The organism is Serratia marcescens subsp. marcescens ATCC 13880 (assembly GCF_017299535.1).
Lineage (GTDB): Bacteria > Pseudomonadota > Gammaproteobacteria > Enterobacterales > Enterobacteriaceae > Serratia > Serratia marcescens.
In genome coordinates this window covers 1,267,796-1,287,744 of the sequence record NZ_CP071238.1, presented here as the reverse complement: position 1 = coordinate 1,287,744, position 19,949 = coordinate 1,267,796, and the positions used below count along the sequence as shown (strand labels likewise).

The following is a 19,949-nucleotide window of genomic DNA, read 5'->3' as shown; positions in this document are numbered from 1 at the left end:
ATCACAACATGGATGATACTCGCCCAATTCCACACAATAAATAGGTTTTTACGTGACGTGGGTTGGACTTTTGGTTACAGGTCAAATCTTAGCCGAAAGAGGTACTTCGGGCTAATTTGATCTGAGACAATTTAAGCCTATCCGCATATTATTTCCATATTCATCAGCACATTTCGCCTATTTTTCTTGAGGGCATGTTGCGCAATGGTTTAATTGTTTTTTAATGATATTTTTGTGTTAAATAAATGTAATTTAAAAGAGCTGCCATTGTATTATTACGCGCTTATTCTGCGACATAATTAACCTTTTATTTCCATTAAGCCGTGACAGTGATTGCAGTCACAAAACAACAAATCTCTCTCCAATATTAGTCTATTTCTCGCGATGGGATCGTAAAGGTTGCGATTTTGTAGCAAAATGACCGCTTATGTTAAAATTGCATTGAGTGACAATAAGTTATGAAAAAAATCATCTTTGCCTCTGTCTTGGGACTCTCGGGAAACGCCATGGCCGCCGAAACGGTAAACATCACCCTGCTGGGCACCTCCGATCTGCACGGTACCTTCGTGCCTTGGGACTACGCCAGCGACACGGAAAACCTGGCGGGCAGCCTGAGCCAGATAGCCACTCAGGTCAAAAAGGTACGCGCCGAGCAGCCTAACCTGATCCTGGTGGACGCCGGCGACACTATTCAGGGCAACTTCGTTGAAACCTTCAAGCATGAGGCCGTCAGCCCGATGATGCTGGGCCTCAACACGCTCAACTACGACGTCTGGGTGATGGGCAATCACGAGTTCGACTTCGGCCTGCCGGCGCTGGCCACCCCGCTCAAGCAGTTCAAGGGCGCGGCGCTGGCGGGCAACATCGTCTGGGACAACGGCAAGCCTTATCTGCCGGCCTACACCATCCTCGAACGCCAGGGCGTGAAGATCGGCATTATCGGCATGGACACGCCGATGACCGCTGAATTCGCCAAGGGCACCGATCGTATCAAAGGACTGAACTTCACCGATCCGGTGCAGGCGGTGAAACAGGTCATCAAACAAATCGACGGCCAGGTTGATGCCATCGTACTGGTGGCGCATATGGGCATCGACAACGAGAACCAGCGCCCGGGCACCGGCGTGGCCGACATTGCCAACGCCAACCCGGAACTGGCGGCGATCGTCGCCGGCCACATGCATGTGAAGATCGACAAGGCGGTGGTCAACGGCGTCATCATCACCGAACCGGACAAATACGGCCGCGCGCTGTCACGCATCGATCTGCAATTTGAACGCCGCGACGGCAAATTCACGCTGATCGACAAAAACAGCTACACCTACCCGATCAAAGGGCTGACGCCGGACAGCGCCATGCAGGCTCTCTACCAGCCGTATCATGACATTTTGCGCGCCAACGCCAACCGGGTGGTGGCGAAGCTGAGCGGCAGCGATCTGGTGCCTGCCGACGAGTTCCGCGGCATTCCTCAGGTGCACGTGCAGGATACCGGCATCAGCGCGCTGTTCCAGCAGGCCGCCCGTCACTACGCACCGCAGGCGCAGGTGATCGCTCTGCAGATCGACAACGATCGCGCCAAACTGGACGTCGGCGACATCAAGGCCAAGGATATCGCCTTTAACTACCAATACGCCGGCGGCGAGATCACCGTTTATCAACTTAACGGTAAAGCGCTTAAACGCTATATGGAGTGGTCCGCCGGCTACTTCAATCAGCTGCAGCCGGGCGACGTCACCTACAGCTTTAACCCGGCGCGGCGTTCGTCCAAATATTCCACCAACGATTTCTTCGATGGCGTCACCTATACCATTGATCTGCGCCAACCCGCCGGTTCGCGCATCGTCGATCTGCGCCTGGCGGACGGCACGCCGGTCACCGACGACATGCCGATCCGTCTGGGCATGAACAGTTACCGCATGGGCCACCTGACGCAAAAGGGCGGCGCGCTGGAAGGGCAATCCTTCCCGGTGCTGTTCGACAGCAAAGCGCAATACGGTGAAGAAGAAGGCACCATTCGCCACCTGGCCCTGCGCTACCTGACGGAAGTGAAACACGGCCAATACCAGGGCGTGCCGCCGCAGCGCTGGAAACTGGTTGGCATGGAAGGATACGAACCGCAGCGGGCGATCGTCAAACGGCTGCTTAATGAAGGCGTTATCCAGGTACCGACCACCGACGACGGGCGCTACACCAACGTCGCCTCGATCAACGTCAAAGACGCGCTGTTCAGCAACGCCGACGATTGCCGCGCCGCCCTCACCTCGCTGGAGCAGCAGCGGCAAGCCGCCGCGGATCCGGTGCAGCAGCGCCGCCTGCAGGATCGGATCGCGCTGATCAAGGCGCTCAACGATTTCTGATCTTTACCCATAAAAAAGGCCACCCAATGGGTGGCCAAACATGTCGAGATATTGTTATTTCGTACTAGGTTCTTAGCGCTTCAGCACCGCTTTTACCGCGTCGCCGATGTCCGCCAGGCTGCGAACGGTTTTCACGCCCGCCGCTTCCAGCGCAGCAAACTTCTCGTCCGCCGTGCCTTTGCCGCCGGCGATGATGGCGCCCGCGTGGCCCATGCGTTTGCCTTTCGGCGCGGTCACGCCGGCGATGTAACCCACGACCGGTTTGGTGACGTGTTCTTTGATGTAAGCCGCCGCTTCTTCTTCAGCGCTGCCGCCGATCTCACCGATCATCACGATCGCTTCGGTCTGCGGATCCTGTTGGAACATCTTCAGGATATCGATGAAGTTGGAGCCCGGGATCGGGTCGCCGCCGATGCCCACACAGGTGGACTGGCCCAGACCGGCATCGGTGGTTTGTTTCACCGCTTCATAGGTCAGGGTGCCGGAGCGGGAAACGATGCCCACTTTGCCCGGCAGGTGGATGTGGCCAGGCATGATGCCGATTTTGCACTCGCCCGGGGTGATCACGCCAGGGCAGTTCGGCCCAATCATGCGCACGCCGGCTTCGTCCAGCTTCACTTTCACGGTCAGCATGTCCAGGGTCGGGATGCCTTCGGTGATGGTGATGATCAATTTGATGCCGGCATCGATCGCTTCCAGAATGGAGTCTTTGCAGAACGGCGCTGGAACGTAAATGACGGAGGCCGTCGCGCCGGTCGCTTCAACCGCTTCGCGCACGGTGTTGAACACCGGCAGACCCAGGTGCTGAGTGCCGCCTTTGCCTGGGGTGACGCCGCCAACCATTTTGGTGCCGTAAGCGATAGCTTGTTCGGAGTGGAAAGTCCCCTGGCTACCGGTGAAGCCCTGGCAAATTACTTTGGTGTTTTTATCGATTAAGATGGACATTATTTACCCTCCACTGCTGCAACAACTTGCTGAGCCGCATCAGTCAGGCTGGTCGCAGCAATGATATTCAGGCCGCTGTCCGCCAGTTTCTTGGCGCCCAGTTCGGCGTTGTTCCCTTCCAGGCGCACCACGACCGGGACGTTAACGCCCACTTCAGCCACTGCGCCGATGATGCCGTCGGCGATCAGATCGCAACGAACGATACCACCGAAGATGTTAACCAGAACCGCTTTCACCTTGTCGTCGGACAGGATGATTTTGAACGCTTCGGTCACGCGCTCTTTGGTCGCGCCGCCGCCTACGTCCAGGAAGTTGGCCGGCTCGCCGCCGTGCAGTTTAACGATGTCCATGGTGCCCATCGCCAGACCTGCGCCGTTCACCATGCAGCCGATGTTGCCGTCGAGGGCAACGTAGTTCAGCTCCCACTGGGCCGCACGGGATTCACGCTCATCTTCCTGAGAAGGGTCACGCATTTCACGCAGTTCAGGCTGACGGAACAGGGCGTTGCCGTCGGCGCCCAGTTTGCCGTCCAGGCACACCAGATCGCCCTGCTTGGTGATCACCAGCGGGTTGATCTCAACCATCGCCAGGTCGCGCTCCAGGAACAGCGTCGCCAGGCCCATGAAGATCTTGGCGAACTGGCTGACTTGCTTGCCGGTCAGGCCCAGTTTGAAGGCCAGCTCACGGCCCTGATAAGGCTGTGGACCCGCCAGCGGATCGATGGTCATTTTGTGGATCAGTTCAGGGGTTTCTTCCGCCACTTTCTCGATTTCCACGCCGCCTTCGGTAGACGCCATGAATACGATGCGACGGGTCGCGCGGTCTACGACGGCGCCCAGGTACAGTTCTTTATCGATGTCGGTCGCCGCTTCAACCAGGATCTGGTTAACCGGCTGGCCCAGCGCGTCAGTCTGGTAAGTCACCAGACGTTTGCCCAACCAGGCTTCCGCGAAAGCACGGATATCTTCTTTGCTGTTGACGACTTTAACGCCGCCCGCTTTACCGCGGCCGCCAGCATGAACCTGACATTTCACCACCCACGGGCCGGAGCCGATTTTGGATGCGGCTTCTTCTGCTTCACGCGGAGTGGTACAGGCGTAACCGGTTGGTGCCGGCATGCCATACCGAGCAAACAGCTGTTTTGCCTGATATTCGTGTAAATTCATGATGTTCTATCCATTCAGTTCTGAAGGTTTTTAGCCGGACCATTATTACGCGGTAAACCGCATGGTTTTCCGGCCACATAGCACAGAGTGCGGGCGCGGCACGCCGCGCCCGGCAAGGGTTACTAGACGTCCAGCAGCAGACGAGCCGGATCTTCCAGCATCTCTTTGACCGTCACCAGATAACCGACGGATTCTTTACCGTCGATCAGGCGGTGGTCATAAGACAGCGCCAGATACATCATCGGCTGGATCACCACCTGACCATTGACCGCCATTGGGCGATCTTTGATGGCGTGCATGCCCAGGATGGCGCTCTGCGGCGGGTTGATGATCGGGGTAGACATCAGGGAGCCGAATACGCCGCCGTTGGTAATGGTGAAGTTACCGCCGGTCAGCTCTTCCACGGTCAGTTTGCCGTCGCGGCCCTTAACGGCCAGCTCTTTGATTTTCTTCTCGATGTCAGCCATGCTCATGGCGTCCACATCGCGCAGTACCGGCGTCACCAGGCCGCGCGGGGTAGAAACCGCGATGCTGATGTCGAAGTAGTTGTGGTAAACCACGTCGGAACCGTCGATCGACGCGTTCACTTCCGGGAAGCGCTTCAGCGCTTCAACCACCGCCTTGATGTAGAAGGACATGAAGCCCAGACGCACGCCGTGGCGCTTCTCGAAGGCTTCGCCGTACTGCTTGCGCAGATCCATGATCGGCTGCATGTTGATTTCGTTGAAGGTGGTCAGCATCGCGGTGCTGTTCTTCGCTTCCAGCAGACGCTCAGCGACGCGTTTGCGCAGGCGAGTCATCGGCACGCGTTTTTCGCTACGGCCGGCCAGAGCAGGCTGCGGTGCGGCTTCAGCGGCGGCGGCCGGTTTGGCGGCGGCGCCGCCTTTGGCCAGGTGCGCTTCCACGTCTTCACGCGTGATGCGGCCACCCACGCCGGTGCCTTTGATGGCGCCGGCATCGAGGTCGTGTTCGGCGATCAGGCGGCGAATCGCCGGGCTGAGCGCGTCATTGCTTTCTTCTTCCAGGCTCGCGGTCGCGCGCTGTGCAGGCGTGGACTCTTTCTCCTGGCTCTTCTCGGCGGTCGGTTTGCCGGAGCTGTCGCCTGGGCGGATGCGGCCGAGCAGCTGGCGAGACAGTACGGTCGCGCCCTCTTCTTCCACGATAGCATCGAGAATGCCCGCTTCACTGGCCGGCACTTCCAACACCACTTTGTCGGTTTCGATTTCAACCAGGACTTCATCACGCTGCACGCTGTCGCCCGGCTTTTTGTGCCAGGTGGCTACGGTCGCATCGGCAACCGATTCAGGAAGGTCAGGAACCAGAATATCTACGCTACTCATTTAGCTTTCCCTTAAGTTTTTTATCATCTGCTTGCCGGCCCCACGGCCGGCAAGCGAGCGAACATTAGTCAATATTCAGCGCGTCGTTCACCAGAGCCTGCTGCTGCTTCTGGTGTACGGACATATAGCCCACCGCCGGAGAAGCGGAGGCCGGACGTCCTGCGTAACGTAAAGAAGCCCCGAACGGCACCACTTCACGGAAGTTGTGCTGGCTGCAGTACCAGGCGCCCTGGTTCAGCGGCTCTTCCTGACACCAGACGAAATCATGCACGTGCGAGTATTGCTCCAGCACGGCCTGCACGGCCTGATGCGGGAACGGATACAGCTGCTCGATGCGCACGATGGCCACGTCTTTCTGCTCGTTCTTGCGACGCTGTTCCAGCAGGTCGTAGTAGACCTTGCCGGAGCACAGCACGACGCGCTTGACCGCTTTCGGATCCAAGTCGTCGATCTCGCCGATCGCCGGCAGGAAGGTGCCGTTGGCCAGCTCGTCCAGCGAAGAAATCGCCAGCGGATGACGCAGCAGCGACTTCGGCGACATCACCACCAACGGACGGCGCATACCGCGCAGCGCCTGACGACGCAGCATATGGTAAACCTGCGCCGGCGTGGACGGGACGCACACCTGCATGTTCTGCTCTGCGCACAGCTGCAGATAGCGTTCCAGACGCGCGGAAGAGTGCTCAGGGCCCTGGCCTTCATAGCCGTGCGGCAGCAGCATCACCAGGCCGCACATACGGCCCCATTTTTGCTCGCCGGAGCTGATGAACTGGTCGATAACGACCTGCGCGCCGTTGGCGAAGTCGCCGAACTGCGCTTCCCAGATGGTCAGCGTACGCGGTTCCGCCGTGGCGTAGCCGTATTCGAACGCCAGCACCGCTTCTTCAGACAGCACGGAGTCCCAGACCTTGAATTCGCCCTGGCCGCTGTGGATATTCGCCAGCGGAACGTAGACCGAACCGTTTTTCTGGTTGTGCACCACCGCGTGACGGTGGAAGAAGGTGCCGCGGCCGGCGTCTTCGCCGGAGATGCGGATTGGAATGCCTTCATCCGCCATGGTGGCGTAGGCCAGCGTTTCGGCGGCGCCCCAGTCGAACGGCTTGTTGCCTGCGGCCATCTCGGCGCGGTCAGCGTAGATTTTCGCCACGCGCGACTGCATTTCGATCGCTTCCGGCACGGTGCTGATGCGGCGTGCCAGCTCCTGCAGGCGCTTCATCTCAACCTTGCTCGGGTACTCTTCGTCCCACTCGTGGTTCAGGTACGGTGACCAGGTGAAGGAGTGCAGGTTCATCGGACGCCACTCTTCAACCACGCAATCGCCGCGGTCGAGCGCGTCGCGGTACAGGTTGACCATTTCCGTGGCATCTTCCAGGCTGGCCACTTTCTGCTCGGTCAGCACGTCAGCGTAGATTTTGCGCGGCGTAGGGTGTTTCTTGATCTTCTGATACATCACCGGCTGGGTGGCGCTCGGCTCGTCGGCCTCGTTGTGCCCATGGCGACGGTAGCAGACCAGATCGATCATCACGTCACGCTTAAAGGTGTTACGGAAATCCAACGCCAGGCGGGTGACGAAGGCCACGGCCTCCGGATCGTCCGCATTAACGTGGAAGATCGGCGACTGAACCATTTTGGCGATGTCGGTGCAGTATTCGGTAGAGCGCGCATCCAGCGGGTTGGAGGTGGTGAAGCCAACCTGGTTGTTGATGACGATACGCACGGTGCCGCCCACTTCGTAGCCGCGGGCCTGAGACATGTTCAGGGTTTCCTGAACCACGCCCTGGCCGGTGATGGCGGCGTCGCCGTGGATGGTGATCGGCAGCACCATGTTGCTGCGCGCTTCGTCCAGACGATCGCGACGGGCGCGAACCGACCCCATGACCACCGGGCTGACGATCTCCAGGTGCGACGGGTTGAACGCCAGCGCCAGGTGAACCATGCCACCTTCGGTTTCCACGTCGGAAGAGAAGCCCTGGTGATATTTCACGTCACCGGTGCCGAGGTGTTCTTTATGCTTGCCGGCGAATTCGTCGAACAGATCGGCCGGCTTTTTGCCCAGCACGTTGATCAGCACGTTCAGACGGCCGCGGTGGGCCATGCCCAACACCACTTCGCGCGTGCCGTTCTTGCCAGCGTGGCGCACCATCTCTTTCAGCATCGGCACCAGCGCGTCGCCGCCTTCCAGCGAGAAGCGTTTGGCACCCGGGAATTTGGCGCCCAGGTAACGTTCCAGGCCTTCCGCCGCGGTCAGCTCGTTCAGGAAACGGCGTTTTTCGTCGGCGGTAAAGCTGGCGCGCCCCACCACCGACTCGATGCGCTGCTGGATCCAGCGTTTCTCTTCGGTGTTGGTGATGTGCATGTACTCAGCGCCGATCGACCCGCAATAGGTCTGCTTCAGCGCGGCGTACAGATCGCCCAGCTTCATGGTTTCTTTGCCGATGGCGAAAGAGCCCACGTTGAAGGTTTCCTGGAAATCGGCTTCGGTCAGGTTGTGGTAAGCGGGATCAAGGTCAGGAACTTGCTCGCGCTGCCACAGGCCAAGCGGATCGAGGTTGGCATGCTGATGCCCGCGGAAGCGGAAGGCGTTGATCAGCTGCAGTACCTTGACCTGTTTGGCGTCGGTTTCCGGATCGGTGATGGTGGTGTTGTAGCGCGCGGAGTCTTTCGCCAGGCGGCGGAAGTAATCGCGCGTTTGAGAGTGAAGCTGATCGGGTTTGACACCCGCGGTTGGTAGCTGTTGAAAAATGGAACGCCAGCTATCTTCAACGGAACCCGGATCGGTTAAGAAGTCTTCATAGAGCTGCTCTATGTAAGACTGGTTCGCGCCCGCCAGATAGGAGGAATCCAGCCAGGCCTTCATTGCGCCGTTCTGCATCATGATCCCTTAAGCTTTGAAGCTTTAGTTTTCGCCGTGGTTAACATAATTACCGTGATGAATACGGTTTGCCGTAAAACGGTTCACTCGACGTACTTGCGGCCATGACGGCCCGATACGTTCTGTTATGGACCTTGCGGTCCCTTACAAGGAACCTCTAAAAACCGGCGGAAGAACCAGGCTGCATAGCGCCGCAGCCGCGGGTCAGTTTTTAGAGGTTCCCTCCCCTATGGGATGTGCGCCGGAAAAGAGCCCGGCGCAGCATCTCATTCCGTTTATGCGCCGCGTTGCAGCAGCATGGACTTGATATGCCCGATCGCACGCGTCGGGTTCAAGCCTTTAGGACATACACTGACACAATTCATAATGCTATGGCAGCGGAAAACACTAAAAGCGTCGTCCAGATCATCTAAACGTTCTTGCGTTTCCGTGTCACGGCTGTCGATCAGGAAGCGATACGCCGCCAACAGACCGGCTGGGCCGATGAACTTGTCCGGGTTCCACCAGAACGATGGGCAAGAGGTTGAACAGCAGGCGCACAGGATGCACTCGTACAGACCGTCCAGCTTGGCGCGCTGCTCCGGCGATTGCAGGTGCTCGCGCGCCGGCGGGTTCTTGCCGTCGTTCAGCAGGTATGGCTTGATCTTTTCATATTGGGTATAGAACTGGCCCATATCCACCACCAGATCGCGCACTACCGGCAGGCCCGGCAGCGGACGGATCACGATCTTGCCGTTGCCTTTGCGCAGCGACGAAATCGGAGTGATGCACGCGAGGCCGTTTTTACCGTTCATGTTCAGGCCGTCGGAACCGCACACGCCTTCGCGGCATGAGCGACGGAACGACAGGGTCGGGTCTTTTTCTTTCAGCTGGATCAACGCATCCAGCAGCATCATGTCGCGACCTTCTTCCGCTTCCAGGGTGTAATCCTGCATGTGCGGCGCGTCGTCGACATCCGGATTGTAGCGATAAATGGAAAATTCGAGTTTCATCTGTCGATCTCCGCAATTAGTAAGAACGCACTTTCGGCGGGAATGCCGGGCGCAGCTTCGGTTGCATGTTCACTTCACGACGCGTCATGCTTTCCGATTGCGGCAGATACAGCGAATGGCACAGCCAGTTGGCGTCATCGCGTTCCGGATAGTCGAAGCGGCTGTGCGCGCCACGGCTCTCGGTACGGAAGTTGGCCGACACGGCGGTGGAATACGCGGTCTCCATCAGGTTATCCAACTCCAGACATTCGATGCGCTGGGTGTTGAACTCGCTGGAGGTATCGTCCAGGCGTGCGTTCTTCAGACGTTCACGGATCACTTTCAGTTCTTCCAGGCCCTTGGCCATCGCATCGCCTTCGCGGAATACCGAGAAGTTGTGCTGCATGCAAGACTGCAGCGCTTTGCGAATTTCGACCGGGTCTTCGCCGGAACGGGTGTTGTTCCAACGATTCAGACGGTCCAGCGAGGCTTCCACGTCGGAGTCGCTGGCGTCACGGCTCACGCCCTGCTCTTCCAGCGATTCCTGCAGGTGCATGCCGGCGGAACGGCCGAACACCACCAGGTCGAGCAGCGAGTTGCCGCCCAGGCGGTTGGCGCCATGCACCGATACGCAGGCGATTTCGCCCACGGCGAACAGCCCCGGGATCACCACGTCTTCGCCCTTCTCGTTCACGGTCAGCGCCTGGCCGGTCACCTTGGTCGGAATGCCGCCCATCATATAGTGACAGGTTGGGATAACCGGGATCGGCTCTTTCACCGGATCGACGTGCGCGAAGGTGCGGGACAGTTCCAGAATGCCCGGTAGACGGGATTCCAGCACCTCTTTGCCCAGGTGATCCAGCTTCAGCTTGGCGTGCGGGCCCCAAGGACCGTCGCAGCCGCGGCCTTCGCGGATTTCGATCATGATCGAACGGGCAACCACGTCGCGGCCCGCCAGATCTTTGGCGTTCGGCGCATAACGCTCCATGAAGCGCTCGCCGTGCTTGTTCAGCAGGTAACCGCCTTCGCCGCGGCAGCCTTCGGTTACCAGCACGCCCGCGCCGGCGATGCCGGTCGGGTGGAACTGCCACATTTCCATGTCCTGCACCGGCACGCCGGCGCGCAGCGCCATGCCGACACCGTCGCCGGTGTTAATGTGGGCGTTGGTGGTGGACTGGTAAATGCGGCCTGCGCCGCCGGTCGCCAGCACGGTGGCCTTGGCTTTGAAGTAAACCACTTCACCGGTTTCGATGCAGATAGCCGTGGTGCCGACCACCGCGCCGTCCTGGTTTTTCACCAGATCAAGCGCATACCACTCGGAGAAGATGGTGGTGTGGTTTTTCAGGTTCTGCTGGTACAGGGTGTGCAGCAGCGCATGGCCGGTACGGTCGGCTGCGGCTGCGGTACGCGCCGCCTGCTCGCCGCCGAAGTTCAGCGACTGGCCGCCGAACGGGCGCTGATAAATGCGGCCGTCGTCCAGACGAGAGAACGGCAGGCCCATGTGTTCCAGTTCCAGAATCGCTTCCGGGCCGGTTTTACACATATATTCGATGGCGTCCTGGTCACCGATATAGTCGGAACCTTTCACCGTGTCGTACATATGCCATTCCCAGTTGTCCTCGTGGCTGTTGCCAAGCGCGACGGTAATGCCGCCCTGTGCGGACACGGTATGGGAACGGGTCGGGAAAACTTTGGACAGCAGGGCACAGGTCGAGCCCGCTTGGGAAATTTGCAGCGCGGCACGCATGCCCGCACCGCCGGCGCCGATTACGACGGCATCAAACTCTCTGACTGGCAGTTTCATTTAAGCACCCCACACTACGATTGTTCCGTACAGTAAATAGACCAGCAACGCGACCACGACAGCCAGCTGCAACACCAGGCGAACCGCCAGCGGCTTGACGTAGTCCGTCAGCACCTGCCACAGCCCGATCCAGGCGTGCACCAGAATCGACAGCAAGGTCAGCAGAGTGAACACTTTCGTAATGGAAGTGGCGAAGAAACCGCGCCAGATGTCATAAGTGAGTTCCGGAGCCGTGACGAAAAAGCCCAGGATATACAGGACGTACAGGGTGATGATGATCGCGGAAGCACGCAGCAGCAGCCAATCGTGCACGCCGTTGCGCCCTAATGCAGAAACGTTGTTTACCATACGAGGACTCCAGCCAGAACTGACAGCACGACGGTCAGACCGATCGCCACCTGGGCGGAACGGGTGCCGGCGGCCAAACTCTCTTCGATGTAGCCAAAATCCATTAACAAGTGACGGATGCCACCGCAAATGTGATAGGCCAGCGCCGTGAGGATGCCCCAGAATATGAATTTGACGATGAAGCTATTCATGATGGCGGCCGCCTGTAGGAACCCCTCTTGGGAAGAGAGTGACAGGCCCAGCAGCCAGAGGAGGATACCCACGGCAACGAAGGTAATTACGCCAGAGACTCGGTGTAAGATAGACGCTATCGCAGTTACGGGGAACCGGATCGTTTGCAGATCCAAGTTGACAGGTCGTTGTTTTTTCACGTATTTGCCCACACAGCTCTTATTATTTTCCTTCCTCCGGGCCTGGGCGGGGATCAGACAGCGTTAAGAGCCTAAAACCCTTACACGTCACGCGCTCAAACATCAACATCCTCTGTGCTCAAACGGCGCGCATTTATAACGCTGGGTGCTCCTACTTCAGGGTAATCCGGAGACCTGGCGGCAGTATAGGAGGATCACATTCTGATTACAATTCTCATACAACCGCTTTGATAACATTTCCCCCGAACAGTGATTCAGATCACGGATTTCACAATTAGTGCAAAATTAATTATCTGATTTGACAAGAGATCAACATTTCCATTACATATAGGGGCACAAACGGTCCTATGATGCGCTATGGGTCAGCAGATACACTTCCTCCCGGGTTCGAGTTATGCAACAGTGTATTTGGCGAACCTATCCCAATAGCCGTTGTTTCCCGCTCGAGTTTGCCGGCGTCAAAAGCAAATAAAGCACATAAAAACAGATTATTGGGATAGGTTCACATCTCTTCGAACAGCTCATAGGTAAGATTAACAGACTATAACGAATTACTATGAATCGTTAACAACTGGTCACCCGTCTCGTTCGCCTGGTCAGCACTCTGTACCCTACCCGCGCACAGTTGCGCAGTCGCTCACAGAGTTAGCGTCCGCACCATTTTTTGCGGGCAACCTGCAGAGATTTAAGGTATTTCAGTTGTTAGTGGTTTTTAAAATAAGGCGCTAAGGAGACAGTAAATGACTGATAAGAAAGCGACGCTAACCATTAACGACAGCGAAGCTCCGATCGAACTGGGCGTATTGACACCGACACTGGGCCCTGATGTCCTCGATGTCCGCGCCCTGGGTTCCAAAGGTTATTTCACATTTGATCCCGGCTTTACCTCCACCGCTTCTTGCGAATCCAAGATTACCTTCATCGACGGCGACAAAGGCGTGCTGCTGCACCGCGGCTTCCCTATCGAGCAGCTGGCGAAAGAGTCTTCCTACCTGGAAGTGTGCTACATCCTGCTGTACGGCGAGACCCCAACGCCGGAAGAATTCGAAACCTTCAAGACCACCGTAACCCGTCACACCATGATCCACGACCAGATCACCCATCTGTTCCGTGGCTTCCGCCGCGACTCGCACCCGATGGCGGTGCTGTGCGGCGTAACCGGCGCGCTGGCGGCGTTCTACCACGATGCGCTGGACGTCAACAACGAGCGTCACCGTGAAATCACCGCGTTCCGCCTGCTGTCCAAAATGCCGACCGTGGCCGCGATGTGCTACAAATACTCCCTGGGCCAGCCGTTCGTTTATCCGCGCAACGATCTGTCCTACGCCGGCAACTTCCTGCACATGATGTTCGCCACTCCGTGCGAAGAATACGTGGTGAACCCGGTGCTGGAACGCGCCATGGACCGCATCCTGATCCTGCACGCCGACCATGAGCAGAACGCCTCTACCTCAACCGTGCGCACCGCCGGCTCTTCCGGCGCCAACCCGTTCGCCTGCATCGCGGCCGGCATCGCCTCCCTGTGGGGGCCGGCGCACGGCGGCGCCAACGAAGCGGCGCTGAAAATGCTGGAAGAGATCAAGACCGTCGAGCACATTCCGGAATTCATCAAGCGCGCCAAGGACAAAAATGATTCCTTCCGCCTGATGGGCTTCGGCCACCGCGTGTACAAGAACTACGATCCGCGCGCCACCGTGATGCGCGAAACCTGTCACGAAGTGCTGAAAGAGCTGAACAAGAAGGACGACAACCTGCTGCAAGTGGCGATGGAGCTGGAACACATCGCGCTGAACGACCCGTACTTCATCGAGAAGAAACTGTACCCGAACGTCGACTTCTACTCCGGCATCATCCTGAAGGCGATGGGCATTCCTTCTTCCATGTTCACCGTGATCTTCGCCATCGCGCGCACCATCGGCTGGATCGCCCACTGGAACGAAATGCACGACGAAGGCATCAAAATTGCCCGTCCGCGTCAGCTGTACACCGGCTATGCCGAGCGTGATTTCAAATCCCAGTTGAAAAACAAGTAAGCCGCTTACCCGGCTGAAACCGCACAGCGCCGCCCCTTCGGGCGGCGTTTTTTTTTGGTTATTTCTGGCAACCCGGGCACCAATAAAACGGCCGCGACGACAGATCGGTGCGCACGATCATCCCACCGCAGCGTTCGCAGGGCTCGCCGCTGCGATGAAATACCTTGAAGCGAAACAGAGCGCCGTGATGACGGTTGTCATCCGCCTGCCCGCGCGTCTGGTAGGAGAGGCGCGGCACCGCCAGCAATGCCTCCGCCAGGCGCCACAGCGCCTCTGGCGCCAGATCCTGCGGTTTGTGCTGCGGCGCCAGTTCGGCCTGCCACAGGATTTCGGCGCGCAGATAATTGCCCAATCCGGCGAGAAACGCCTGGTCGAGCAGCATGCCGCCCAGCTGCCTGCGGCGAAAACGCGGCGTCAGCAACCGCTCCTGCACCTCATCCACTGTCAGCGACATGTCCAACACGTCAGGGCCGATGCGTTGCAAAAACGGGTGTTGTTCTATTTCCTCGCGCGGCCCGAGGGTAATGTCGGAAGCGCTGTAGAGCAATATCGCGCTGCGGGCGGTTTCCAGCCGCACCCGCAGATCGCGTTTGGTCTCCGGCGTCTCCCCCGCCGCCGCCACTTTCCACACGCCATACAGCTGGTTGTGGCTGTACATCGTCAGCCCATTGGAGAAATGGGTCAGCAGCGCCTTGCCGCGCGGCTCGATGGCGACGATGCGCTCGCCGAGCAGACGCTGGCGATAGTGTTTCAGCTGAGGAAAAGCGAAATCGACGGCGGTCAGCGGCTGATCGATCACCGCCGCCGCCAGTTTGTCCGCCGCCCGGCGAATCTCCGGTCCTTCCGGCATAGACCACTCCTTGCGTAGACCCGGCGCAGCCCGGTGCGCCGGGGATTCTCTTGATTAATGCGTCGCGCCGCCCACCACTTTCAGATCGTGTTCCACCTGCAAAGCGATGGAAACGGCCAGCTCCAGCGCAAACAGCACCGTCGAAGCCGCCATGCTCGGCGCGCCGGGGTGCGCCGCCGCCTGCTCAGGCAAATACGGGATATGGATAAAACCGCCCTTCACCTCGCGTTGGCCGCTCAAACGGTGCAGCAGCCCATACATGACATGGTTGCACACGTAGGTGCCGGCAGTCTGCGAAACGGCGGCCGGAATGCCGGCCTCGCGCATCGAACTCACCATCGCTTTGATCGGCAAAGTGCTGAAATAGGCCGCCGGACCGCCGGCGACGATCGGCTCGTCCACCGGCTGCTGCCCCTGATTGTCGGGGATACGCGCGTCGTCGACGTTGATCGCCACCCGTTCAATCGTGATATCGGTGCGGCCGCCGGCCTGGCCGATAGCCAACACCATCACCGGCTGCACCTCGTCGATCGCCGCGTTGAGCGCCTCCAGCGCCGCGCCGAACACGCACGGCAGCTGGCGCGCCACAATGCGCGTGCCGACCAGTTCCATATCGTTGAGCTGCTTCACCACTTCCCAGGAGGGATTGAGGCGCTCACCACCAAACGGCTCGAAGCCGGTGATCAATACTTTTTGCATCCTTACTCCTACAGGAACATCAGGAAATACAGCAGGAACACGTTAACCAACAGCAGCAGCACACCGGTCGGCACCTGCGCCTTGATCACCGCATTCTTGTCCGGCAACTCCAGCAGCGCCGCCGGCACAATGTTGAAGTTCGCCGCCATCGGCGTCATCAGGGTGCCGCAATAGCCGGAGAACATGCCGATCGCCGCCATCACCGCCGGGTTGCCGCCGTGCTGCAACACCAGGATCGGAATGCCGATGCCGGCGGTAACGATCGGGAACGCGGCGAAGGCGTTGCCCATCACCATGGTCAGCACCGCCATACCGATAGCGTAGACCGCCACGGCGATAAAGCGGTTATCGACCGCCAGATACTCCTGGGTCAAATGCGAGATCGCAGTGCCAACGCCGGCGACGGTAAACAGCAGACCCAGCGTGGCGAGGATCTGCGGCAGAATGAACGCCCAGCCGATCGAATCCAGCAGGCGCCGCGCTTCCTGCACCGGCTGCAACGCCTTCTCATGGGTCATTTTCACCGCGATCGCCAGGCCAATCAGGCAGCCGACGGTCATCGAGAACAGGGTGATCAGCGTCGCGTGGTTACCGCTGCCGAACACCGCGCTTTGCAACGCCGGAATGTTGTTGAACAGCAGCACGCCGATCACCGTCACGACCGGGATCGCCAACGCGGGGATAAACAGCTTGTTGCCCAAACGCTTGGCGCTGGTCTCGCGCTCCTGCGGCGTTCGCTGATGATAGCTGCCGAGGCGCACGCCGCCGAAGCCGGCGATCAGAGCCATCACCACCACCACCCCGCCAACGATGATGTGCAGCATGCGTTTCTCGTTACTGCCTTCGCCCAGTACGTCGCCCAGCAGGCGGTAAGTCCAGTCGCCGACCAGGAATACCAGGCCGTACAACCCCCAAAACAGCCCGGTGGTGATGCGGCGCGGATTGGCGCGATCGCGGAAGGACATCACCGCCACAATCAGCAGCACCGCGCCGGCCAGCCAGTAGAGATATTGTTGCTGGAAGTTCATCGTGCCTCCCCCTTCGCCTGCAGCGCCGCCTGATTCAGCTGCGCCAGCTCGGCGCTCAGCTGTTTATCCATCCGATACAGCCGGAACGCGTGGATCAGGAAAGCGAAAATGGCGGTCGGAATGCCCCACAGCGCGATATGCAGCGGCTCGGTCTGAATGCCGCCGGACTCCAGCATAAAGTTATGCATGAAGATGATCGCGCCGAACGCCACGAAGATATCCTCACCGAAGAACAGCCCGACATTGTCGGTCGCGGCCGACATAGCGCGCAGGCGGTGGCGGGTGCGCTCCGGCAGCTCGCCGTAGCGGTTTTCCGTCGCCCCTTCCGCCATCGGCGCCAGCAGCGGCCGCACCATCTGCGGGTGCCCGCCCAGGCTGGTCAGCCCCATCGCCGCGGTGATCTCGCGCACGAACAGGTACACGATCAGCAGACGGCCGGCGGTGGCGCTTTTGATCTTGGCGATCCACGCCTGCGCCCGCTCTTTCAGCCCGTGGCGCTCCAGCAGGCCGATCACCGCCAGCGGCAACAGCAGGATCAGCGGCAGGTTACGGGTGTTGAGAAAGCCCTCGCCGAGCTTTTCCAGAATGACGTCCAGCGGCATCAGCGCCGCCAGACCGGTGATGATACCGGCGGCGATCACCACCAGCACCGGGTTGAAACGCAATACAAATCCGACCACGATGGCGGCGATGCCGATCAGTGGCCAGAGATTCACGGCCTGTTCCATAGTCTTCCCTCGATATTTTCTAATAGTTTTTTGCTTGTGATGTTGTGTCTTGCTTTACTGCTCCGCGCTTACGCGGATCCCCTGCTGAACAAAACTGTCCCGCAGCTTGCGCGCATACGCCAGCGCATGCTCGCCGTCCCCGTGCAGGCAGACGGTTTCCGCCTGAACGGCGGCCCAGACGCCATCCACGCTGCGCACCCGGTGGTGGCGCACCATCTCCAGGGTTTGCGCCAGCGCCTGTTCGTCGTCCTCGATCAGCGCCCCCGGCAAACCGCGTGGCACCAGCGTGCCGTCGGCCTGATAGCCGCGATCGGCGAACACCTCTTGCCGGGTGGTCAGACCGAGTTTTTCCCCGGCGCGGATCAGCTCGCTCCCGGCCAGCCCCACCAGCCGCAACGCCGGATCGACCGCCTGCACCGCCCGGGCGATCGCTTCCGCCAGCGCCGGTTCAACCGCCGCCTGGTTATACAGCATGCCGTGCGGCTTGACGTGCACCATCACCCCCCCCTCAGCGCGGGCGATGGCCGCCAGCGCCCCGAGCTGATACACCACCTGCGCGTACACCGTTTCCGGCGGCAGCTGCATGCGGGTGCGGCCGAAATTCTCCCGATCGGGAAAACTCGGGTGGGCGCCGATCGCCACGCCGTACTGCAATGCCCAGCGCACCGATTGACGCATGGTCTGCGCATCGCCGGCGTGGAAGCCACAGGCGATGTTGGCCGAGCTCACCAATTGCAACAGCGCCTGATCGTTGGCGCAGCCTTCGCCGAGATCGGCGTTCAAATCAACGATCATGTAACCCCCAGGCAATCTGTCGAAGGAAGAGATCCTGCTCGGCCTTGGCGCGCTGCGCCTCGGCCAGTGAGCAGAGAACGAAGTGGATCGGTTCGCCGAGACGGACCTGCGCCAGATGGTAGAGATCGGCTTCGATCACGCAGGCGATGCGCGGGTAACCGCCGGTGGTTTGCGCATCGGCCATCAGCACGATCGGCTGGCCGTTGTGCGGCACCTGCACCACGCCGGGCAGCAGGCCGTGCGACAGCATCTCGCGGTCGGTGGTGCGCTCCAGCGGCGTGCCGCCGTGCAGGCGGTAGCCCATGCGGTTGCTCTGCGGGCTGAGCTGCCAGGCGGTGCGCCAGAACGTGTCCTGCGCCTCTTCGCTGAACTCGGCGTACTCCGGCCCCGGCAGCGCGCGGATGCGGTTGGTGAACAGCAGCTGTTTCACGCCGCAGGAATGTTGCGGTTGAGCGGCAGAGTTGCCCAGCGGCAGCCGATCGCCGTCCTTCAGATTACGGCCTTCGTGGCCGCCAAAGGCGGCTTTCATGTCGGTGCTGCACGAGCCCAGCATTTCCGGCACGGCGATACCGCCCGAGATCGCCAGGTAGCTGCGCATGCCGCGTTTCGGCGTGCCCAGCGCCAGCCGCTGCCCCTTTTTCACCGGATAGCGCCAGCCGGTCCACAGCGGCTTGCCGTCCAGCTGCGCGTCGCAGCCGGCGCCGGTCAGGGCGATCCAGCCTGCGCGGGTAAACTCGGCGCTGAACTGGCCGAGGGTGATCTCCAGCCCGGCGGCCTCCGGCGCATTGCCCACCAGCAGGTTGGCGATCTTCAGCGCCGGTTGATCCAGCGCTCCGCCGGTGCTGATGCCCAGACGGCGGAATCCCTCGCGGCCCAAATCCTGCACCGTGGTATAGATGCCGGCGCGCAGAATAATCAGCATACGCCCTCCTTCTGCGGCACAAAGCGTACGTTATCGCCCGGACGCAGCAGCGTCGGCGGCATTTCATGCGGATTGAACAACGCCAACGGCGTGCGGCCGATCAGCTGCCAGCCGCCGGGCGTCACCAGCGGATAGATGCCGGTCTGGCCACCGCCGATGCCGACGGAGCCGGCCGCCACCGCCAGACGCGGTTCAGCGCGGCGCGGCGTCGCCAGTTGTTCCGGCATGCCGCCCAAATAGGAGAAGCCCGGCTGAAAGCCGAGAAAATAGACCACATAGGCCGCCGCCGCGTGGCATTCCACCACCTGTTGCGGCGTCATGCCGGTATGGCGCGCCACTTCATCCAGGTCGGGGCCCTGTTCCCCGCCGTAGACCACCGGAATATCCACCTGGCGCGACTCCGGCGTCAGGCGCTCTTTGCTTTCCCAGCCCTGCTGCAGCAACGCCAGCATCGCTTCGGCGTCGGCCTGCGGCGTATGCAGCAACAGCGTCAGGTTGTTCATCCCCGGCACCACTTCCCGCACGTCGGGATGGTGATTCAGCTTTTCCGCCAGCGCCCAAATGCGCTGCTGGCTCGGCAACGTCACCGGCGGCGACAGTTCAAGCACTACCGCTCTTTCACCCAACAGGTAATAACGCGCTTGTTGCACCCTTATTCTCCTTATTATTATCGCGCTGAAAAACACACCAGTTATGCGTGACGCGGCCCCGGCTGTCAAT

Annotated in this window: 17 protein-coding genes; 2 read left to right on the top strand and 15 right to left on the bottom strand. The window is 59.9% G+C overall.

Annotated features, from left to right (window positions below):
• The first annotated feature begins 458 nt into the window (after positions 1–458).
• Entirely contained in the window at positions 459–2,357 is a 1,899-nt protein-coding gene (locus J0F90_RS06005; RefSeq protein WP_033641069.1) for a bifunctional metallophosphatase/5'-nucleotidase, read from the top strand.
• 72 nt (positions 2,358–2,429) lie between these two features.
• Here the strand turns inward: J0F90_RS06005 and sucD are convergent, their stop codons facing one another.
• The 8 genes from sucD to sdhC form a co-directional block, all read right to left on the bottom strand.
• Entirely contained in the window at positions 2,430–3,302 is an 873-nt protein-coding gene (gene sucD / locus J0F90_RS06000; RefSeq protein ID WP_004939878.1) for a succinate--CoA ligase subunit alpha, read from the bottom strand.
• Positions 3,302–4,468, bottom strand: a complete 1,167-nt coding sequence (gene sucC, locus J0F90_RS05995) for an ADP-forming succinate--CoA ligase subunit beta (protein WP_015376978.1) — start codon at positions 4,466–4,468, stop codon at positions 3,302–3,304. Before sucC ends, sucD begins: the two co-directional genes overlap by 1 nt.
• A gap of 122 nt (positions 4,469–4,590) precedes the next feature.
• Complete coding sequence (gene odhB / locus J0F90_RS05990; protein WP_015376977.1) at positions 4,591–5,808, bottom strand: 2-oxoglutarate dehydrogenase complex dihydrolipoyllysine-residue succinyltransferase; 1,218 nt, start codon at positions 5,806–5,808, stop codon at positions 4,591–4,593.
• Between the two features lie 64 nt (positions 5,809–5,872).
• Complete coding sequence (gene sucA / locus J0F90_RS05985) at positions 5,873–8,680, bottom strand: 2-oxoglutarate dehydrogenase E1 component (protein WP_025301881.1); 2,808 nt, start codon at positions 8,678–8,680, stop codon at positions 5,873–5,875.
• 275 nt (positions 8,681–8,955) lie between these two features.
• Complete coding sequence (locus tag J0F90_RS05980) at positions 8,956–9,672, bottom strand: succinate dehydrogenase iron-sulfur subunit (RefSeq protein ID WP_004939885.1); 717 nt, start codon at positions 9,670–9,672, stop codon at positions 8,956–8,958.
• A gap of 16 nt (positions 9,673–9,688) precedes the next feature.
• Positions 9,689–11,455 (bottom strand): succinate dehydrogenase flavoprotein subunit, encoded by a 1,767-nt coding sequence (sdhA, locus tag J0F90_RS05975; protein ID WP_015376974.1) that lies wholly within the window; start codon positions 11,453–11,455, stop codon positions 9,689–9,691.
• Complete coding sequence (gene sdhD, locus J0F90_RS05970) at positions 11,456–11,803, bottom strand: succinate dehydrogenase membrane anchor subunit (protein WP_004939891.1); 348 nt, start codon at positions 11,801–11,803, stop codon at positions 11,456–11,458.
• Positions 11,797–12,186, bottom strand: coding sequence for a succinate dehydrogenase cytochrome b556 subunit (gene sdhC, locus J0F90_RS05965; RefSeq protein WP_004939893.1), 390 nt, complete (start codon positions 12,184–12,186; stop codon positions 11,797–11,799). Before sdhC ends, sdhD begins: the two co-directional genes overlap by 7 nt.
• Before the next feature lie 728 nt (positions 12,187–12,914).
• On the opposite strand from sdhC, the gene J0F90_RS05960 reads away from it, so the two are divergent.
• Positions 12,915–14,207 carry a citrate synthase gene (locus J0F90_RS05960; RefSeq protein ID WP_016928730.1) on the top strand — a complete coding sequence of 431 codons (1,293 nt, stop codon included), beginning with the start codon at positions 12,915–12,917 and terminating at the stop codon, positions 14,205–14,207.
• Between the two features lie 58 nt (positions 14,208–14,265).
• Here the strand turns inward: J0F90_RS05960 and nei are convergent, their stop codons facing one another.
• The 7 genes from nei to pxpB are packed head-to-tail and all read right to left on the bottom strand — an operon-like array spanning position 14,266 to position 19,879.
• Complete coding sequence (gene nei / locus J0F90_RS05955; protein WP_033641070.1) at positions 14,266–15,057, bottom strand: endonuclease VIII; 792 nt, start codon at positions 15,055–15,057, stop codon at positions 14,266–14,268.
• Positions 15,058–15,111: 54 nt separating this feature from the next.
• On the bottom strand, positions 15,112–15,756 hold the full coding sequence (pcp, locus tag J0F90_RS05950) for a pyroglutamyl-peptidase I (protein WP_016928732.1): 645 nt from the start codon (positions 15,754–15,756) through the stop codon (positions 15,112–15,114).
• 8 nt (positions 15,757–15,764) lie between these two features.
• Positions 15,765–16,784, bottom strand: coding sequence for a DUF979 domain-containing protein (locus tag J0F90_RS05945; RefSeq protein ID WP_033641071.1), 1,020 nt, complete (start codon positions 16,782–16,784; stop codon positions 15,765–15,767).
• Complete coding sequence (locus J0F90_RS05940; protein ID WP_016928734.1) at positions 16,781–17,512, bottom strand: DUF969 domain-containing protein; 732 nt, start codon at positions 17,510–17,512, stop codon at positions 16,781–16,783. Before J0F90_RS05940 ends, J0F90_RS05945 begins: the two co-directional genes overlap by 4 nt.
• Positions 17,513–17,566: 54 nt before the next feature.
• Positions 17,567–18,307: a 5-oxoprolinase subunit PxpA gene (pxpA, locus tag J0F90_RS05935; protein ID WP_025301876.1), complete on the bottom strand. Its 741-nt coding sequence runs from the start codon at positions 18,305–18,307 to the stop codon at positions 17,567–17,569.
• Positions 18,297–19,229 (bottom strand): 5-oxoprolinase subunit PxpC, encoded by a 933-nt coding sequence (gene pxpC, locus J0F90_RS05930; protein ID WP_033641072.1) that lies wholly within the window; start codon positions 19,227–19,229, stop codon positions 18,297–18,299. The genes pxpA and pxpC overlap by 11 nt, the downstream gene beginning before the upstream one ends.
• Positions 19,223–19,879, bottom strand: a complete 657-nt coding sequence (gene pxpB, locus J0F90_RS05925; RefSeq protein ID WP_016928737.1) for a 5-oxoprolinase subunit PxpB — start codon at positions 19,877–19,879, stop codon at positions 19,223–19,225. The genes pxpC and pxpB overlap by 7 nt, the downstream gene beginning before the upstream one ends.
• Positions 19,880–19,949: the final 70 nt, after the last annotated feature.

Excerpts from the sequence above, each read along its gene's own strand:
- J0F90_RS06005 (WP_033641069.1), top strand. The coding sequence starts at position 459 with ATGAAAAAAATCATCTTTGCCTCTGTCTTGGGACTCTCGGGAAACGCC.
- sucD (WP_004939878.1), bottom strand. The coding sequence starts at position 3,302 with ATGTCCATCTTAATCGATAAAAACACCAAAGTAATTTGCCAGGGCTTC.
- sucC (WP_015376978.1), bottom strand. The coding sequence starts at position 4,468 with ATGAATTTACACGAATATCAGGCAAAACAGCTGTTTGCTCGGTATGGC.
- odhB (WP_015376977.1), bottom strand. The coding sequence starts at position 5,808 with ATGAGTAGCGTAGATATTCTGGTTCCTGACCTTCCTGAATCGGTTGCC.
- sucA (WP_025301881.1), bottom strand. The coding sequence starts at position 8,680 with ATGCAGAACGGCGCAATGAAGGCCTGGCTGGATTCCTCCTATCTGGCG.
- J0F90_RS05980 (WP_004939885.1), bottom strand. The coding sequence starts at position 9,672 with ATGAAACTCGAATTTTCCATTTATCGCTACAATCCGGATGTCGACGAC.
- sdhA (WP_015376974.1), bottom strand. The coding sequence starts at position 11,455 with ATGAAACTGCCAGTCAGAGAGTTTGATGCCGTCGTAATCGGCGCCGGC.
- sdhD (WP_004939891.1), bottom strand. The coding sequence starts at position 11,803 with ATGGTAAACAACGTTTCTGCATTAGGGCGCAACGGCGTGCACGATTGG.
- J0F90_RS05960 (WP_016928730.1), top strand. The coding sequence starts at position 12,915 with ATGACTGATAAGAAAGCGACGCTAACCATTAACGACAGCGAAGCTCCG.
- nei (WP_033641070.1), bottom strand. The coding sequence starts at position 15,057 with ATGCCGGAAGGACCGGAGATTCGCCGGGCGGCGGACAAACTGGCGGCG.
- pcp (WP_016928732.1), bottom strand. The coding sequence starts at position 15,756 with ATGCAAAAAGTATTGATCACCGGCTTCGAGCCGTTTGGTGGTGAGCGC.
- J0F90_RS05945 (WP_033641071.1), bottom strand. The coding sequence starts at position 16,784 with ATGAACTTCCAGCAACAATATCTCTACTGGCTGGCCGGCGCGGTGCTG.
- J0F90_RS05940 (WP_016928734.1), bottom strand. The coding sequence starts at position 17,512 with ATGGAACAGGCCGTGAATCTCTGGCCACTGATCGGCATCGCCGCCATC.
- pxpA (WP_025301876.1), bottom strand. The coding sequence starts at position 18,307 with ATGATCGTTGATTTGAACGCCGATCTCGGCGAAGGCTGCGCCAACGAT.
- pxpC (WP_033641072.1), bottom strand. The coding sequence starts at position 19,229 with ATGCTGATTATTCTGCGCGCCGGCATCTATACCACGGTGCAGGATTTG.